This is a genomic window from Enterobacter cloacae complex sp., assembly GCF_900322725.1.
Lineage (GTDB): Bacteria > Pseudomonadota > Gammaproteobacteria > Enterobacterales > Enterobacteriaceae > Enterobacter > Enterobacter quasihormaechei.
Map to the genome: position 1 here is coordinate 1 of NZ_LT991958.1, position 17,775 is coordinate 17,775.

Sequence of the window (17,775 nt, forward strand, 5' to 3'; positions counted from 1 at the left end):
ATGATTAAAAACAACGAGTTAATCCATCCTTTTGACGTAACCAGTAATGAATCAGGTAAGACTTATCAACTGACGCCTAACTCGTCCAAGTCGGTTCAGCCCGTGGCCCTGCTGAGATTGAGTGTATTTACCCCTGTCGGCACAAAAGAAAACCGCGACCGAAACTTTGAAGTTGATGCCTCTGATGAGCTTTCGTGTATGGAAATTGCAAGATCGGAGGGTTATGACGACATCAAGATAACTGGTGTCAAACTATCTATGTCTACCGACTTTAAGTGCTGGCTCGGGATCATCATGGCTTTCAGTAAATATGGTTTTACTTCCGAGAAGATTAGCCTGACTTTTAACGAGTTTGCGAAGATGTGTGGTATCAGTTCAACAAACATCAACAAACGAACTCGTGCGCGCTTTAAAGAGTCATTAATGAACCTTGCATCGGTAGTGCTTGCCTTCTCAGACTCTCGTAGTGGTCGGTTCACAGTAACGCATCTGGTGCAGAAGGCTATGATTGATCCAAAAAGCGATACTGTTGAGCTGGTTGGGGATCCTTCTATGTGGGAACTGTATCGTTACGACCATAAGACATTGTTAAGCCTTCAGGTTCTATACATTTTGGCTAAAAAAGAAGCTGCGCAATCTCTCTATATTTATTTTGAAGCAATGCCAGCTGGTACGTTGTTCGTTAATATGAAACGGTTGAGGGAAAGGTTGCTTCTTACAACCCCTATTCGTACGCAAAACCAGATAATTCGTAAAGCAATGCGGGAACTTGAATCTATCGGATATCTCGATTATCAAGAAGTTAAGAAAGGTCGCGACATACAATTTCAGATCTTCAAAAGAAGCCCTAAGCTGGCCCTTGCCAAACAAGGTTGAAAGCTATCTGGTATGCACTGGTTATAACCTGCTGAAAAATAAGTTATTTATCAGTGCTATGCTTAGTGCTTCTTTTACTACTGGTCTTACATCTCGGCTTAATGTGCAAAAAAGTAACTTTTCAAACGAACTCCTGACTATTCATCTGTATGCCTTTCTGACTCAAGCGTACATGCTAGCCCATTCATTAAATGCCGTTGAGCAAGATGGTTTCGTGCGCACTCTATTCACGTGAATGCCTTTTGTGGATTACGCCTCTTACATTCATACAAATGCTTTTGATGTCGGTATCCCAAAAATTCATTCATTGAAATGCTTTTGTTTGCCACTGTATCCCGAGCATAGCTATGCAGTGGTATAAAAAGGCATTTTGGTGAATGGCATTAGGTCGAATGACACACAGTTCAGCTTTGTTAAGAGCGAGAATGGTCCAAGACATCTATGACATTGGGCATCAGAAGGACTATGTGCTTGATATGAGATCAAAAAAATATCAGAAGCATCACAACTCCAATGGCATTCAAAGAAATGCCTTTGTTTTGTTAGTACACCAAACAACCCAAAATTCATGCAGTTATATCAAAGACTCATTCGCAAAAGGACTCAGCCAGAAAGCATTTGCTTAAATAGCATTGGCCAAAAGCATTCGAATGAATGATGTTCGTATGGACAAGACAAAGTCCCACTCACGCCCAGAGGTGTAAAAGGCATTTAGATGAATGACGCACCGGCCCGAGGATTGTATGTAGTTTCTCCAACTGATAGTTGCCGAACCAGGGAGCACAGTGATATGCGGCCTTCTCAGAATCAAGAGATAGATAATAAGGGAACAAAAAAGATTAGATATGAAGCTTAGTTACCTGCCCGATATCTAGTTAGAGCTTTTCAAACCATCAAAAGTGACTTTTATGCTTGAGGAGTCTCATCAGCTTCAGGATTGAGCTTAACGTAATCTTACCCCCTCCCCTCTTTCAAACTTTTACTAAGCGTTCACTGGTACCTTTCAAAGATTATGCTTTAGGCCCTTTGCTTAAAAATTCACCAATCGCTAAACGTTAAAAAAAGGGGGTTTATGCGAACGGAAGGATCGGAATAAAAAAGTATTATTCATTCGCGTTTACGTGAACTCAAATCTACACGGAGTAATTATGGAACTTTCTTTAAATATTGGCCTTAGTGAAAAGAAATCTAACACGGCTGCACTTTTTAAAACAAAAAGCGCAAAAGTGATTTTGTTTGTTCTGCTGACCGTGCTTTTTTGCGGTCTGGCATATGCGGGTTCAGATGATGGGGCACTGGGAGATATTTGGTCATACATGAGTGAAAGTATGACTGGAGCTCCGGGCAAAATTCTGGCAGCCGCGATGTTGATCTCAAGCGTATATTTCTCTGTCCTTAAGCCTAACCCGGGCCTGGCACTGGTTTCATTATTCATGATGCTGGTAATGGCCAACGGCGAGAAAATTATCAGCACCTTTATGGATGCTGGCGTACCGCTGTAATTTATTGTTAATCATGCATGAGGGGGTTCATCCCCCTCTCTGGATTTTTAATGAGTAAGCAGAACGACGTTCCTCAGCATACCTATAGATTCCCTTTCAGGATCAACATGCCTCTACTGATTTTGTTTTGGGATGCCAAAAAATTAGGGCTTGCATTCATTCTGGTTGCATTTGGGAATATCTTCGAATGCTTCGGGTTTTCTGTTGTAGCAGCGGTTGTGTATTGGATTGCGTATAACAAAGCAGCTGAGTCAGGAATAAGAGGATTGCTAAAACACAAACTCTGGTGGCTCGGTTTTTTGCCAGGTAAAGCAGTTTTTAGTAGCCGTTATTTCAACGATCCATTTATCAGAGATTTGTATTCTTGATGGAGCTATGAATGAAAATGCTAAGTGGCATTAACATCCCTTTTTTCAAAAAATCTAAAAAGGATGAAAACGGTGATCTTGAACAGTCATACGTAAAGAAAGATGAAAGTGCTAAGGGACGTTTTTTGGACATTAAAAAACGATTTAGCCCACAAGCTGAAGCGTCAGGTGCTGGAATTACATACAGCGCCCTGATTAATCGTGATACAAAACTTATCCGCATTAATACTGTTTCAATAGCCGTCATTGGGTTATTGGTTGCAAAGATTCTTTTTTTCACTGACCCAGTGACGATTGTTACCCCTCCAAACATGAATGAAGAGATCACGGTTGTTGGTAACAAAGCATCGGAATCTTATAAAACACAATGGGCTCTCTTTTTTAGTACCCTTTTAGGGAATATTAATCCAACTAATATTTCCTTTGTGACGGCCTATGTCCTCGATGCCCTTTCACCTGAACTACAGGCTAAAACGAGTGAGTCTTTACAGGAGCAGATAAATATCATGCAGGCTCGTGGTGTTGAGCAGACCTTTAAGCCTAATGATATTTACTTTGATCCAAAAAATGACATGGTCTATGTCTGGGGTACCAAAACGACTCGACTTGTAAATGTTCCGGACAAAACTGAATCATCGAAATGGACTTATGAATGGGTTCTCGGGATGAAAAATGGTCGCCCAAGAATTGCATATGTAAATCAATATTCCGGAACACCGAATATTAAAAAAATTACGATAAACGGCAAAGAGCAACTGGCAACGCTGGATAATCCGCCACCGTCTACAGGTAACAAGTGATGATTAAAAAAAAGGGCTTAGGCTTCAACGCAATTACAGCATTGATCATGCTCACGACTTCGAACTGCGTAATCGCTGAAGAATACCAATTGCCAGCAACAATTAATAACCCGGTTGTAATGCCAGTTGGTGCTGACGGATTTCAGAATGGAGCTGCAAAAGCCATTATTCCGGGTCAAGCTGGTTCTGAACAGTCAGGTGCACAAACAAACCTTAGTGAAGCCGGTAATGCGCAGGGACAAAAACCTACAACTGATCTCCCTACCGTGCAACTTTCCCCAGCCAGCAATGCTTCGCCTGCGGTAAGCGCTATTACTGGAGCATTATCAAATAATCCTAGTCTCCCCGGATTTGACGCACAGACCCGATCTGGTGCAATTGATAGCTATGGGAGACCAACAGGTACCTCTTCCCAGCAGAATGCAACCAATGCGACCGCCACGTCAAAAGCCGATGAACTTTATGTCGAAGCTCGTAACCGATATAAAGAAGTTCAGCGTGTAAATGTGCCGCCTGGTGGGAATGTGGTACTGCCAGTTTCACGAGGACTTCAAAACAGAATATCGACCAGCTTCAAGAATGCTTCTGTCAGTACTTCTACCCCTGCTGAAGAGGCAAGCATATTTGTTAATGGTGGCGATGTCTTTATTTCAACTAATACCGATAAACCAATCGGGATTATGTTGTCTGAAGATCAGGTACCTGAATCGACCTATAACCTGACCCTGGTACCGCTTGATGTTCCCGGTGCGATGATTTCAGTTACTACATCTTTAAGCCCATCTATGCAAGCCAAACGTGAAACCTCATTGGATAAGCAAAACTATGAGGAAATGTTGGCCCGCTCCCAGTCAGAAGAACTGGCTCCAACGGATCCAAAACAAGACGATCATAAACAAAGAATCATTGATTTATTGACTCCTGTGGCTCTTGGTGAGGTCCCTTCAGGATTCAGTTTACAACAGGACCGACTTTCTCGTATTCCTGCGCCAGAGCAGTCACCATGTAACTTTAATATGTATGCAAAGCTCGGTCAGAGACTGGTTGGCTCACGTGAACTTATTGATGTAATTCTTGTGAAAAACGATAAACCATACGGTCAAATCGTTGCTGATCAGCAGTGTATGGCAGAAGGCGTTATTGCAAGTGCTTTATTTGATAAAGCATACCTGCAACCGGGAGAAGAAACAGAGCTTTACATAGTCCGGGATAAATTGTTCAAGGAACGCGAGGCCCGGGTTACAACCAGACCAAGTCTAATCAGAAAATAATATGGGAAAAGTTACTTTGCCTGCTCTGCTTGGGGCCACCGTGATTGGTTTTGTCGTATTTGCTTTAACCAGCTTTTACTACAGGTCAGAATATATACCAAAAAGGAGTGTATTAATCGTTCCGGACGCACCCATTAGTATCGAAGATGGCAGTAACGCTTTTCCCGTTCAGACAGTAATAATGAACGATCCAACTCTTATTGATAAATTTGTAGGAGAGGGCAATATTAATGAGGAGAATGCTTTTGACTATCACAAAAGTAACGTTTTGGAACCTAATTACAAACATGAAATATCTAGAACGAGCCAGATAGATAAAGCTGAAATGAATCATCCATCTGTTCGTGAAAACTGGGCCAGAGCAGGTGAACCCTATATCGTTCCTCAGATGTCTGACAGCGAACGAAATCTAAAAATTAAACGATTCCAGAAACCTACAAGTGGAGCTAATCATGGACATTAAAAAGGCCTGGGAAAATAAGACCGTCAGACTTTCTGTTATTGGCGCTCTGCTGGTAGTGATTGTTTATATTATTAGCCAGTCTATTTTTTCCACACCAGTTAAGAAAGAAAAGAAAACACAGAAAAAAGACATGCAGACCAATTTGTTGTTAGATGATTCGCAAATGAACAAATTGAGTAATGAAGAAAGCCAGAAAGTATATAAAGAAATGGTTAAGCAAAACCGACTTGACCAAAATGCGGCGAAAGAGGACCGCGAAAAAGCAGAAAAAGCCCAACAGGAAACTAAAGCCCAAGTTGCAAGTTTAACTTCTCAACTTCAGCAGCTGTCTCAGCAAATTAATGATATGCAGACAAATCGAAACGGCAATCGTAACTTGGATGCTGGTAGTTCGCGTAAAACGATTAATGAGCAGGCACCGGCAGCTCCTTATCAGCTTAATGCTAATGCGCCGATTAATGGCGTAAACCCTAATTACGCTTCTATCACACCTACGCGTAATAGCCCAATGAGAACAATCACACAAAGTTCCATTAAGACTAATGGTACCGATGGTGTCATTCAGGTTATGCCCGTGTCTGAAAACAGAATCAAGGAAGGCAGAGAGGTCATTGCAGGAGATAAAGCGCCAACTCGGACTGTACGAGGTGATGGTACTGCGCCAGTTGATAGCAAAGCGCGGCATGCTGCCCGAAAAGATGAAATGTTTCTTCCGGCAACATCTATTATCACTGGTGTTCTGATTACCGGGCTTGAAGCGCCTACAAGCCTTTCTTCCAAATCAGAACCAATGCCAGTAACGATGCGTATTAAAAAAGATGTCATCATGCCCAATAATTTCACCATGGATTTGCGTGACTGTAACCTTCTGGGTTCAGCTGTTGGTGATCTGGCGTCACAGCGTGCTTACATACGTGCCACTTCTATCTCTTGTGTTAATTCAAAAGGGAAAGCTTTTGACGTAAAACTGGAAGCATATGCTGTAAGTGAAAATGACGGAAAAAATGGGATCCGAGGCACGCTTATCAGCCGAAATGGTAACGCAATTGCAGGAGCTGCATTTGCCGGTGGACTTTCTTCACTTGCCGGTAGCTTAAGTCCCAGTAAGGTATCTTCACTTAACATCGACCCTAATTCACAGGCTCAGTATCAGTCCCCTAATTTTGGTGCACTTGGGGCATTAGCCGGGGCTGGTGCAGCTCAAGGTGGTCTTAATCGACTCGTCGATTACTACACCGCAATTGCAGAACAACAGTGGCCAATCGTAGAAATTAGCCCTGGCCGAGCTATTACATTTGTCGTTCAGACCGGAACTACAATTCCAACGAATCTGACCAGTCGCTGAGGTTTAAATGGATAGTTTAGAAAAAAAAGAATCGCCTGAATCAGCTGGACCTGAAATCACTAAAAAAATGGTGCGAGAAAGGACAACAAAAAAAATTACCTTCGAAATTGATATTGAAAAAATATTGAAGTATTTATTTTTCTTCGCCTTTGCCGTATTGGTCATTATTTATGGTTATAAAGGCTTTATGAATGTTTACGATTACTTCAATAAACAATCCCAGCCTTCGTACAAGATTGCAGTGCTTGACATGCCTGAATTACGTAAGGAATTTTTCAAGCATCACGGAGGCCGTACTGCTGACAATGATAGATCTCAATTCGAAGAATATTTCAGAACATTAATGAAGATCTACCGTGACCGTGGCTATTTAATTATTGATGCAACGCTTGCCGTTACTGTACCGGATAGTGTTGAAATCGTCACTTATATGGAACTTGAAGATAGCTCTGAAGCGGTACAATCAAGTTCTTATAATGCAAAGAAGTAGAGGGCACCCAATAGTGAAAAAGTTACTTTTCCCTTTAATGGCGGCTTTCGCCATTATGGCGAATACGGTCACTTATGCTTCAGAGCAGGTCCTAACTAATAGTGATGCTGCTGCGTTAATGGCAAAGGCAAAGGAAGGTGGCGTTTCACCCAGTCAGATCTCGGGTGTGTTATCAAAAATGAAAGGATATAAACCTAAGGATGCCATATACATTCCTTCTGGTGGGCTATACCTCTTTCAGGACGAACGTTCGCAGCTAATGGCAGTAACGACCGATGGCCGATACTCCCTTACTGGGGGAAGCCTTGTTGATGTAATTAAACGTAAACCTGTTCTGACTGTAGAAGAAATCAGGAATTCCTATTTTATTAGTCTTGATGAGGCCCCCTTCCCTCTGGAAACTGTAGCGTCCATTCCTCTGGGAAATTCAAAGCTTAAAAGACAAGCAGCCATTTTCATAACACTTGATTGTGACGGTTGCATGGAACTTGTTAAGAAATTCTATGCAGATCGGGACAAGTATCGGATAGATATTGTTTTAGTTCCCTCACCCGGTGAGCCAAAAGAAGAGCTTAGAAGGCTCTGGTGTAGTAAAGAAAAAGGAAAAATAAACAACCTCGATATTCTTCGTTGGCTAATGGGAAGCAAATCCGACATTGAAAAAAGATTGCTCTCTCAAAAAGAAGCAGAAGAATGTCCGGCGGAACCTTTGGTAGCGTCATTGATGCTCGCAGGAATTTATAAATTGCAGGGTGTACCTTCAGTTGTCAGACAGGATGGTTTGGCTGGTAATGGCATTCCAAAAGATTTCGACTACTGGTTGAACCAAAGCGTTGAACCTCTCTTAAAAAATCCATTTGAGACAAATTAAGGCTAGTTTATGAACATCAAAAGATTGGTACTCAGTGCTCTGGTTGTAGGTACATCCTCATATCTTACGGGGTGCTCCATCGGTAGTTCCGAATCCGAATGTCCAGGCATTGAAAAGGGCGTTATCTGTAAAGGTCCTCGCGAAGTTATGGAGTTAACTAATAATCGAGATGATCTGTCTGCACTGGCGGGGGAAGAGTCGGAATCGGGAAAGGAGAAATCGGCTGTCAATGACAGCCGTTATCCAACTGAAATTAGCCCTCCAGGGGAAGTCAAATATCCACAGTCTACTACCCTTAAAAATCAGCCTGTGGCTTATTCAAAAACCGAAATTAAGCCAGTTGGTCAGTTACCTGTCATGTACGATAAAACTTTAAAAATGGGTGCCCCTACTTCATCCATTGGACCACGGCCTATTTCTGGTGTACCGGTTAATTCAAACGTAAGGATGACTAGCAGTTATAGCACTGCCTCTTCAACTGGTAACCCTTTCGTTCATCCGGCTGCGGAAGTCGTTAAACAAACAAGCTATCCGGTTTCTGCTGGAAATGCCCCACGCTACGTTGCACCTAATTCTGATATCAGCCCTGGTAAGGATATGTACTCTCTTTACAATGGCCAGCCCGTTAACCCGACTCTCAACCCTGGGCAGATCCAGCAATACCGTTCGCAAGGTTATAAACAAGCTGTAGTGGCTCCTGAACCACTTGCTGTTCTGCAACAGGGGAAAGTAATGAGAATTACTTTTGCACCTTATACCGATGATAACGATGCGCTTAATCTTCCCGGCTACGTTTATGTCAACGTAAAACCGCAAACATGGATTGCTGGCAAGAATTCGACCTCAAACCCAGCTCGCATAGTTCCTTTAGAAGTACAGGATGCGGCCCGGGAAAATATGCAGCAGCAACAAAAAGCAACTAAAGCTGTCTCTTCGAACGGCATTGTTAGACAACTGTAAGGTCAAATATGGAAGCTATCAATAATTACAATAGCGGTTTAAATCGCCATCAATTAGGTGGGTTTATCCCTGTTTACGATCAATTAGCAGGGACTCACTATTTTTTGATTGATGGCAACAGATTAGGGTTTATGTTTATCTGTAATCCATCCCCTGGAGTTTTTGATAATCAGCAAGATGTTCTTGCTGAAATGTTCAAAATGGATTTCCCTACAGATACTGTCTGTCAAATATCTCTGACTGCATTGCCAGACCTGACTTTACAGCTTAGTGCTTGGTCAGCTGTGCGAGGTGGGCGTATGACTGGGAACGATAAGCTTAAAGCAGATCTGCTTAATGGTTATCAGTTGGACTACTACGACAGAAGTATGCATAAGCCTTTAAAACCTGATCATGATAACCTTATGTTGAGGGATTTTCAGGTATGGATCTCGCTATCGATTCCTTTACAGTCTGCCCTTCCTACCGAGCTGGAACATTCGCGTATCGATTCACTTTACTCTGAACTTGTAAGTAAGTTAATTACGATTGGATTGCATCCGTTTAAGGTCGATGCAGAAAACTGGCTCTATTGTATAGATAAGGTCGTAAACCCCGGAAAGAACTCCCGGTGGGCTGAAGGTTTCATAGACGTTAACACTATGAAAAGGCTTAATGAACAAGTTAACGTTCCCGGCCGTAAGTATACAGTCACAGAAAATCATTTCTCATCAGTCACACAAAGTGACGACGAATCTGAGCATCGTTACTTCAAACAACTTTCCGTTGTAAAGTTTCCTGAATACGTCAATTTCGGTTGTATGTATGAGTTAGTAGTTAACTGGATGCATGGACGTAAGACAATTTTCAGCCCATTTATGATCACTCAGACTGTTCAGTTTGCCGATCCGCTCAAGTTGTCAAAAGAAAACGTCCGCTACAAAGCAATCACTAATAAACAGGCAAGTATACCTTCAGTTGTCACATTCTGCCCTCGCCTGCGGGATATGGATAATGACTACATGGCCGTAACTCGCGAGCTTGAGGATGGCGCAAAGCTTTTAAGAGGGTATCTTACTTTCACTGTTATGGGTAGTAATGCCAATTCTGTGCAGACAGCAGCTAACGATCTCAAATCCTTTTACCTCGAAAGCCGGGTCAAAGTAGCAGATGATTCCTTTATCGTTTTCCCGTCATTTATGTCATGTCTGCCAATGTGCAATGACCCAAAGACAATTTTCGACCTTGACCGTTCCGAAGTAGTGAGCAACACCGGAGCGGCTCATATGACACCGATCTTTGGGCCCTGGAAAGGTAATACAGATAGACCAGTACTGAGTTTAGTTTCTCGTGAAGGTCAACTCATGGGACTTGATATTTTCAAGACTTCTGCAAGCTATAACATGGTTATTGGTGCAACGTCAGGTGCAGGGAAGTCATTCTGGACAGCATATCTAATCAATAACTATCTTGGAGCTGGACCGCGATCTAATAACCTCGTTCATTATCGCTCAACATTTAAGCATTTTTTAGAAAACGAATACCCAGATGATGATCCTGACGGTGCTCAAGTATTTGTTGTGGACGTGGGCCGTTCTTACCAGGGGATTGCGGAACAATATACAAACAGTCAATTTATTGATTTCGGTAAAACCCCTGACTTCACCCTAAATCCCTTTGCCTTCCTAACTGACATCACTGTTAACGACGATGTATTTAACGAAGCACCTGAATTTACCGGTGAATCAACTTCAAACGATGCAGAAAAAGACAAAGTTGCTCAGACCATAATGGTTTTGAATCAGCTAAAAATTATGGCTTCAGAGAAAGGCCTTATCGATGATTATCAACAATCAGTGATGCTTCAGCTTATTGCAGAAGAGTACCAAGAATCCAGAAAATCAGGTCGGACCGGTTCAATAACCGGCTTTGCTCTGCGTTGCAAGAAGCATGAAGACAAACGTATAAAGGATATTGGGGAGCAACTCGGAGCATGGTGCGAAGGTGGAATTTATGGGCACCGGTTTACCGATACGTTGCCTCCAATCAACTTCGACAGCAGATTTATTGTTTTGGAACTGGAGGAGCTAAAAGGCACCCCCCACCTTCAGACAGTTGTATTAATGTCTATCATTCAGGCTGCTCAGCATGCAATGTTCATCAAAAAAGATGGGCGTCGTCGCTTGTTCATCCTTGATGAAGCATGGGAGTACATTCGTCCTGATAATTCATCAGGTGCCGGAAATCAATCAAACCAATTCTTCTCTTCCTTCCTCGAAGCGGCATGGCGTAGGTTCAGGAAAACAAACTGCGCTGGCATCTGTATCACACAGTCGTTTGAAGATTATTTTACTTCTTCTGTTGGCCGGGCCCTGACTGCTAACTCGCCTTGGAAGATAATCATGAAACAAGAAAAAGAAAGCATTGAAGCAATGAAGGCTAATAAATATTTTTCTACTTCAGATGCAGAATATGAACGTATGAAAAATATTCGTACAGTCAAAAAGGTGTTTTCAGAGATGTTAGTCAGGTTCGAAAACTTCCAAGAGATCTGTCGGTTATACGTAGACCGGAAAATGGAGCTTTGTTTTACTACGGATAGTGCTGACAGGAGTAAATTATGGGAAATTCAAAGCCGCGAGAATTGTAGCTATGGCGAGGCAATAGAAATTCTCTATGCTCAAGAAGTAGCAGCGGGTTTGGCCGCGTAGAGTAAATATCTTCAAGCAAAAATAATTAAACCAGATGTCTCATAAGAATCTGGTTTTTTATTGTATGCCTTAAGTAAACAAATGAGGTTGTGACTTAATGAGTTCATCACTGTGCTGCAAATTTTGGTTTTATAATTAATGTGGTGTAAAAACAGTGACATAAATACAAATCGCAGTTAGGTTGTGTACGCATTAAGTAAACAAAATTTATAACTTCAATACTGACATTATAAGATGAAAATCACGTAAATTACATTTTTGTTTACCAAAGGTAATCAAAGTAGCGCGGCATTATTAGTGAAAACAGATCACTGGTGTCATTTTGCATACAAAACTTAATATCCTTTAATCATTCTTCTAAAAGTTTATTATTAACGGTTTGGTTTCTGAAAATTTATCCAATTTGCTCACCGAAGACTTTTAACTTATTTAACCCCCTTTATCGCCAAACTGTGATTTTCTAATGTTAGTCTACAGTTCTAGGGCCCTTGCTCCCATGATGCGAATCCTGCCACCTAATAAAGATTAACGCCTCATTCCTGTATGCCGGTCTTACGACGCCAGTGCACGGACTATTTTTGGTCATCACAAGGACAGGCGGGAGATTTAATCAGGGCGTGGTGTTGCTGAGCAGCAGCTGCGGCACTGTAAGCCGAAGGCGGAATTAACTCCTTTATCACCATCTGGGGACGTCATTATGGGTAGCCCTTTTAACTTACTCAGGACCATTAAGCTAAAATTCCGGATAGCGATTGACGTAAGATTTAGGCTAAGCAGGTAAAGTGATCCCCGCTCCCGGGGTGACAACTTTATACAAAAGGCCGAGCGGAAGATTGTCCTTAGGGAATATTTCTTTAACACAGCACGGGCACTTACTCACGCTGCCGGATTTAACCCCCTTAATCGCCAAACTGGGGTTCTGTCCTCATGCTGGCCTTCAGTTCTGGGCGGGGTTGCTATCACTTGCTCCCTAATGCGAGATGTACCTGCTGATACAGATTAACGTCATATTCCTGCGTGCCGGTCTGCCGACACCAGTGCACGGGCTTTTTTCGGTCATCACATTACCGGGCAGGAGATTTTATCAGGACGTGGTGTGACTGAGCAGCAGCTGGGGCACTGTCATCCGCTTGCAGATTTAACCCCCTTAATCGCCAAACTGGCGTTCAGTCCTGATAGTGTCCTTCCGTCCTGGGCAGGGTTGCTAACACTGGCTCCCTTAATACGAAATGCGCCTGCTGATAAAGATTAAAGTCACATCACTGCATACCGGTTTGCCGACTCCGGTGCATGGCCTTTTCCGATAATCACAAGGACGGACGGGTGATTATATCTGTGCATAGTATGTCTGAGCAGCATCAGAAGGCACTGTCAGCCACTGGCAGATTTAACCCCCTTAATCGCCAAACTGGCGTTCAGTCCTGATAGTGTCCTTCCGTCCTGGGCAGGGTTGCTAACACTTGCTCCCTTAATACGAAATGCGCCTGCTGATAAAGATTAAAGTCACATCACTGCATACCGGTCTGCCGACTCCGGTGCATGGCCTTTTCCGATAATCACAAGGACGGACGGGTGATTATATCTGTGCATAGTATGTCTGAGCAGCATCAGAAGGCACTGTCAGCCGCTGGCAGATTTAACCCCCTTAATCGCCAAACTGGGATCAGTCCTGATAGTGTCCTTCCGTCCTGGAGAGGGTTGCTAACACTTGTTCCCATGATACGAAATGCGCCAGCTGATACAGATTAACGTCTCATTGCCCATGCCGGTCTGCCGACACCGGTGCATGGCCTTTTCCGATATTCGCAAGCACAGATGCTTGATTTTTTCAGGGTGTAATATACCTGAGCAGCATCTGAAGGCACTTTCAGTCGCTGTCAGATTTAACACCCTTAATCGCCAATCTGGGATTTTATGATGTTAACCTCCAGTTCAAGACCCTTGCTCCCATGATGCGAACCTTGCCACCTGATAAAGATTTACGCCTCATTCCTGTATGCAGGTCTTACGACTCTAGTGCACGGACAATTTTCGGTCATAACAAGACCTGGCGGAAGATTTAATCAGGCGTGGTGTGACTGAGCAGAAGCTGGGGCAATGTCAGCCGCTGGCAGAAAAAACCCTTATTCGCCATCTCAAACCGTCATTATGGGTAGTCCTTTTAACTTTCTCAGGACCATTAAGCTTAAACTCCGTTTAGAGAATGACGTAAGATTTAGGCTAAGCAGGTTAAGTGATCCCTCTCCCGGGTTGAACACTATATTCATCGTACGAGCGGAAGATTGTCCTTCGGGAAATATTTCTTAAACACCGCTCGGGATCTTATTGCCACTGGCGGATTTAACCCCCTTAATCGCCATACTGGGGTTCTGTCCTGATGCTGGCCTTCAGTTCTGGGCTTGGGTTGCTATCGCTTGCTCCCATAATGCGAAATGTGCCTCCTGATACAGATTAACGTCATATTCCTGCGTGCCGGTCTGCCGACACCAGTGCACGGGCTTTTTTCGGTCATCACATTTCCGGGCAGGAGATTCTATCAGGGCGTGGTGTGACTGAGCAGCAACTGGGGCACTGTCAGCAGCTTGCAGATTTAACACCCTTAATCGCCAAACTGGGATTCTGTTCTGATGTTGACCTTCCGTTCTGGGCGGGCTTTGGTTTACTAACACTTACTTCCATAATACGAAATGTGCTTGATGATGCAGATTAAATTCACATTACTGCATACCGGTCTGCCGACACCGGTGCATGGGCGATTTCCGACGATCTCAAGAACATATGGGAGATTATATCAGGGAGAGTAGTATGCCTGAGCAGCATCTGAAGGCACTGTCAGCCGCTGTGAGATTTAACCCCCTTAATCGCCAAACTGGGGTTCTGTCCTCATGCTGGCCTTCAGTTCCGGGCTGGGTTGCTATCACTTGCTCACATAATGCGAAATGTACCTGCTGATACAGATTAACGTCATATTCCTATATGCCAGTCTGCCGACATCAGTGCTTGGGCTATTTTCGGTCAAAACAAGACCTGGCGAGAGATTTAATCAAGCGTGGTGTGACTGAGCAGCAGCTGGGGGCACTGTCATCCGCTTGCAAATTTAACCCCCTTAATCGCCAAACTTGGGTTCAGTCCTGATGTTGGCATTCCGTTCTGGGCGGCGTTGCTATCACTTGCTCCCATTATGCGAAAAGTGCCTGCTGATACAGATTAACGTCATATTCATGCATGCCGGTCTGCCGACACCAGTGCACGGGTTTTTTTCGGTCATTACAATACCGGGCAGGGGATTAAATCAGGGCGTGGTGTGACTGAGCAGCAGCTGGGACACTGTCAGCCGCTGGCAGATTTAACCCCCTTAATCTCCACACTGGGGTTGCCTCCTTAAGTTGGGTTTCATTTCGGGGTGAGGTTGCTAACTCTGCTCCCATAATTCGTAGTGTGCCTCCTCAAGAGATTAACACCTCATATCTTTAGACTGGACTGACGACAACGGTTCACAGTTAGGAAACGTATATCAGCACACCGGTGAGATAGATTTTAGGGTCTAAGCAAGAAATAGGGTAGGCGTGAAGATTCATTAATGGAGCTCTTAACTTCAAAGCGTAGAGAAGGAGACAAGAATCGTGGTTTAAACAGGTTGTGCATTAGGTATGGACTAGAGAGTCTGAGCTCACATCTGCAAGTTAAGCTCACAAAAAATCATAAAAAAGTAAACAAACATTAGCTTAAGATTGAAACTAAGGATAGAATTGTACGCATAACAAGGAAATGGACGCATTATACGTAAAGTTTACATATATGCGTAAAAGTCGGTTTTCAGTGCAAAAAGGTCATAACCATGAATTTACTTGAAAAGATCGCCCTCGTTGGTCAGCGCATGAAAAGCGAGCAGATTTCTCTAAAGGAATCTCTGATGGCTTCATCAAGAGTATCTGTTTCTGATGATAGTGTTGATGGTGTTGATAGACTGATCTATAACCACTGTTTGAATAAAAAAAATCTCTCTGATTTTTTTGGGAAGTCACGAGTAACGTTCAATAAAATACTTTCGGACTTAGAAGAAAAAGAACTTGTTGGTGCACCTATTTATCAAAACAAAAATCATCTTTACACCCGCTGGGATGTTCAAAAAATAATGGATGCCCTGGGTTATCCCAAGTACCGCGATCATTACTTTAGCAGAGCTATTGTTACTCAGAATCATAAAGGCGGTACAGGGAAAAGCACTACATCTGTAGCTTTAGCAGTAGCAGCTGCTTTAGATCTACAACTCAATGCACGTGTATTAATGATCGAATGGGACCCACAAGGTTCGATTGGAAGCAGCATGATTCAAAGTGTCTCAGAAGATGATGTCTTCCTTACAGCAATTGATGCAATCCTTGGAATTTATGAAGAAAATTCTGAGTATAAAAAATATTTAGATTCAGGATTCTCTGAAGAAGAAATCATCACTAATATGCCTTTTTCAACGCATCTGCCAAACTTGGACGTAATAACGGCTTTTCCGACAGATGCTCGTTTTAAAGATAAATACTGGCAATGTTCTAGAGAAGAACGTACGTCTTTGTTACTACGTTTCAAGGAAGTTATCTTACCGGTACTGAAGCAGAACTATGATTTGATTATTATAGACACTCCACCTGAAGATTCACCTTTGATCTGGGCTGCTGACGAAGCGGCCGATGGGATTCTTGTCGCAGTGTCACCACGTGAATATGATTACGCCTCTACTACAGACTTCATGCTTACAATAAGTGAAAGGTTTAAACAATCACCAAGTAAGGGCGACAATTTAAAATGGTTCAAAGTTCTTGCTGTCAATGTAGATGACAAAAGTCCATATGAAAGAATAGTTTTGGATAAATTAATCAGAACTGTTCAGGACCTTTTGATGTCCGCTAACATAAAAAATTCTGAAGCATTTAAGGCAGCTGCTTCCAAAGGGCGTACAGTGCTTGATATCAAAAAATCAGAGGAACTTTGTTCCGCAAAGCAGCTTGATGTCGCAGAAGAATCTGTATTACAGGTATATCAGCAATTTATAAATGAAATAAAAAGTTTTTCAGCTAAGCAAGGAGTTAACGCATGAGCGATGAGCAACATATCGGGAATGATAAATCTCGATATTTAAACGCACCAAAGCGGACAGAAGTCGGTCACCGTTCAGGTCTTGCGGGTTTGAAAACAGCACCTCGCATAAAAAAGTTATTCACTCTTCATAAGGGCCGGAGACTTGAAGCGGAACATGTGATTGTTCCAGCCCAGAGAGTGGAGAAGGAGACCTTAGTCCATCCAGCGAACCCACGAAATCAAGAAGCCCTTACAGATTATTCTGTTAGAGATATTCTTAAGCAGATTGAAGAAAGAGGGGTCGATACCGAAGGGATCGCTGTAAAAAGAGATGGGGTTTATTTATTAATAGAAGGAAGTCGCAGACGTTTCTGCTGTATAAAGGCAGAAAAGGATCTCCCCCTGTGGGTTCTTCCGGATGAACTAACCGAAGATGATATAAATTCAATTATATCCGCAGCACAAACATCTCGAAAATTTTCATATAGAGAAGTTGGGTTTCAATTTATCAAAAAAATGGAAGAAAAAGGATTTTCTACTAATGAAGAACTCGCAGCATATCTTGGGATTAGTCATGTATCGGTAGCCAAAAGAATCCAGGCGGCCCGTATTGACGAAACATTGATCTCTTTATTCCCGGATTATGAAGGAATCCCGAACTCCTATTATAGTCGCTTGTCTCGTTTACAGAAATATGTGCAAAAAAATCTATTTCCTTTAGATGAAGTAATAGATAATGTTAAAGAGGAAACAAAAGATTTAGACATTGGAGATCTCCAGGTTGCTCAAAAAGTTGTAATGGAAAAAATCACACAATCTGTGGAAAGTGTTTGTGAAAAAACTTATTCCACAAAATGGGAAACAAGTGATCTTATTACTTTTGATAACAAAGATAAGTATGCAAGAATCAGTAAAAACAATACTGGTAGAAAAATTCGCTTTGAATTCAATAGGATAAATGCGGGTTTTATTAAGGAACTAGAGGAGTTCATAAAAGAAAAATTAAAAGTATCAGAATAAATATTGAACTGCATCTTTATGATGCAGTTCATATGATTTATATTTT

General features: G+C 42.5%; 14 protein-coding genes. All 14 read left to right on the forward strand.

Annotated elements, in window-relative coordinates; translation table 11 throughout:
• A partial coding sequence (locus DBR02_RS23550; protein ID WP_000594611.1) for a RepB family plasmid replication initiator protein occupies positions 1–876 on the forward strand: 876 nt, incomplete at its 5' end.
• 1,148 nt (positions 877–2,024) lie between these two features.
• Positions 2,025–2,378, forward strand: coding sequence for a hypothetical protein (locus DBR02_RS23560; protein ID WP_000423602.1), 354 nt, complete (start codon positions 2,025–2,027; stop codon positions 2,376–2,378).
• A 17-nt stretch (positions 2,379–2,395) separates the two neighbouring features.
• Positions 2,396–2,746, forward strand: a complete 351-nt coding sequence (locus tag DBR02_RS23565; protein WP_001447770.1) for a type IV conjugative transfer system protein TraL — start codon at positions 2,396–2,398, stop codon at positions 2,744–2,746.
• 11 nt (positions 2,747–2,757) lie between these two features.
• On the forward strand, positions 2,758–3,546 hold the full coding sequence (locus DBR02_RS23570; protein ID WP_000783153.1) for a TraE/TraK family type IV conjugative transfer system protein: 789 nt from the start codon (positions 2,758–2,760) through the stop codon (positions 3,544–3,546).
• Positions 3,546–4,817, forward strand: a complete 1,272-nt coding sequence (locus tag DBR02_RS23575; protein ID WP_000592092.1) for a TraK domain-containing protein — start codon at positions 3,546–3,548, stop codon at positions 4,815–4,817. Before DBR02_RS23570 ends, DBR02_RS23575 begins: the two co-directional genes overlap by 1 nt.
• 1 nt (position 4,818) lies before the next feature.
• Entirely contained in the window at positions 4,819–5,280 is a 462-nt protein-coding gene (gene htdO, locus DBR02_RS23580) for a plasmid transfer protein HtdO (RefSeq protein ID WP_000521242.1), read from the forward strand.
• Positions 5,270–6,625: an IncHI-type conjugal transfer protein TrhB gene (trhB, locus tag DBR02_RS23585; protein ID WP_000351841.1), complete on the forward strand. Its 1,356-nt coding sequence runs from the start codon at positions 5,270–5,272 to the stop codon at positions 6,623–6,625. The genes htdO and trhB overlap by 11 nt, the downstream gene beginning before the upstream one ends.
• Before the next feature lie 7 nt (positions 6,626–6,632).
• The gene (locus DBR02_RS23590; protein WP_000377632.1) at positions 6,633–7,115 is read left to right on the forward strand and encodes a hypothetical protein; all 483 of its coding nucleotides are present in this window, start codon (positions 6,633–6,635) and stop codon (positions 7,113–7,115) included.
• 118 nt (positions 7,116–7,233) lie between these two features.
• Complete coding sequence (gene htdT, locus DBR02_RS23595) at positions 7,234–7,986, forward strand: protein-disulfide isomerase HtdT (RefSeq protein ID WP_182911723.1); 753 nt, start codon at positions 7,234–7,236, stop codon at positions 7,984–7,986.
• 9 nt (positions 7,987–7,995) lie between these two features.
• Entirely contained in the window at positions 7,996–8,946 is a 951-nt protein-coding gene (trhV, locus tag DBR02_RS23600; protein ID WP_001022588.1) for an IncHI-type conjugal transfer lipoprotein TrhV, read from the forward strand.
• 8 nt (positions 8,947–8,954) lie between these two features.
• The gene (locus DBR02_RS23605) at positions 8,955–11,636 is read left to right on the forward strand and encodes a TraC family protein (RefSeq protein WP_000387412.1); all 2,682 of its coding nucleotides are present in this window, start codon (positions 8,955–8,957) and stop codon (positions 11,634–11,636) included.
• Between the two features lie 2,548 nt (positions 11,637–14,184).
• Positions 14,185–14,346: a hypothetical protein gene (locus DBR02_RS26805; protein WP_001371949.1), complete on the forward strand. Its 162-nt coding sequence runs from the start codon at positions 14,185–14,187 to the stop codon at positions 14,344–14,346.
• A 1,128-nt stretch (positions 14,347–15,474) separates the two neighbouring features.
• Positions 15,475–16,728, forward strand: a complete 1,254-nt coding sequence (locus tag DBR02_RS23610; protein WP_001050364.1) for a ParA family protein — start codon at positions 15,475–15,477, stop codon at positions 16,726–16,728.
• Positions 16,725–17,729, forward strand: coding sequence for a ParB family protein (locus tag DBR02_RS23615; protein ID WP_001278838.1), 1,005 nt, complete (start codon positions 16,725–16,727; stop codon positions 17,727–17,729). The genes DBR02_RS23610 and DBR02_RS23615 overlap by 4 nt, the downstream gene beginning before the upstream one ends.
• Positions 17,730–17,775: the final 46 nt, after the last annotated feature.

Bases quoted from the DNA above. Each gene is read 5' to 3' on its own strand.
- DBR02_RS23560 (WP_000423602.1), top strand. From the start codon at position 2,025: ATGGAACTTTCTTTAAATATTGGCCTTAGTGAAAAGAAATCTAACACG.
- DBR02_RS23565 (WP_001447770.1), top strand. From the start codon at position 2,396: ATGAGGGGGTTCATCCCCCTCTCTGGATTTTTAATGAGTAAGCAGAAC.
- DBR02_RS23570 (WP_000783153.1), top strand. From the start codon at position 2,758: ATGAAAATGCTAAGTGGCATTAACATCCCTTTTTTCAAAAAATCTAAA.
- DBR02_RS23575 (WP_000592092.1), top strand. From the start codon at position 3,546: ATGATTAAAAAAAAGGGCTTAGGCTTCAACGCAATTACAGCATTGATC.
- htdO (WP_000521242.1), top strand. From the start codon at position 4,819: ATGGGAAAAGTTACTTTGCCTGCTCTGCTTGGGGCCACCGTGATTGGT.
- trhB (WP_000351841.1), top strand. From the start codon at position 5,270: ATGGACATTAAAAAGGCCTGGGAAAATAAGACCGTCAGACTTTCTGTT.
- DBR02_RS23590 (WP_000377632.1), top strand. From the start codon at position 6,633: ATGGATAGTTTAGAAAAAAAAGAATCGCCTGAATCAGCTGGACCTGAA.
- htdT (WP_182911723.1), top strand. From the start codon at position 7,234: ATGGCAAAGGCAAAGGAAGGTGGCGTTTCACCCAGTCAGATCTCGGGT.
- trhV (WP_001022588.1), top strand. From the start codon at position 7,996: ATGAACATCAAAAGATTGGTACTCAGTGCTCTGGTTGTAGGTACATCC.
- DBR02_RS23605 (WP_000387412.1), top strand. From the start codon at position 8,955: ATGGAAGCTATCAATAATTACAATAGCGGTTTAAATCGCCATCAATTA.
- DBR02_RS23610 (WP_001050364.1), top strand. From the start codon at position 15,475: ATGAATTTACTTGAAAAGATCGCCCTCGTTGGTCAGCGCATGAAAAGC.
- DBR02_RS23615 (WP_001278838.1), top strand. From the start codon at position 16,725: ATGAGCGATGAGCAACATATCGGGAATGATAAATCTCGATATTTAAAC.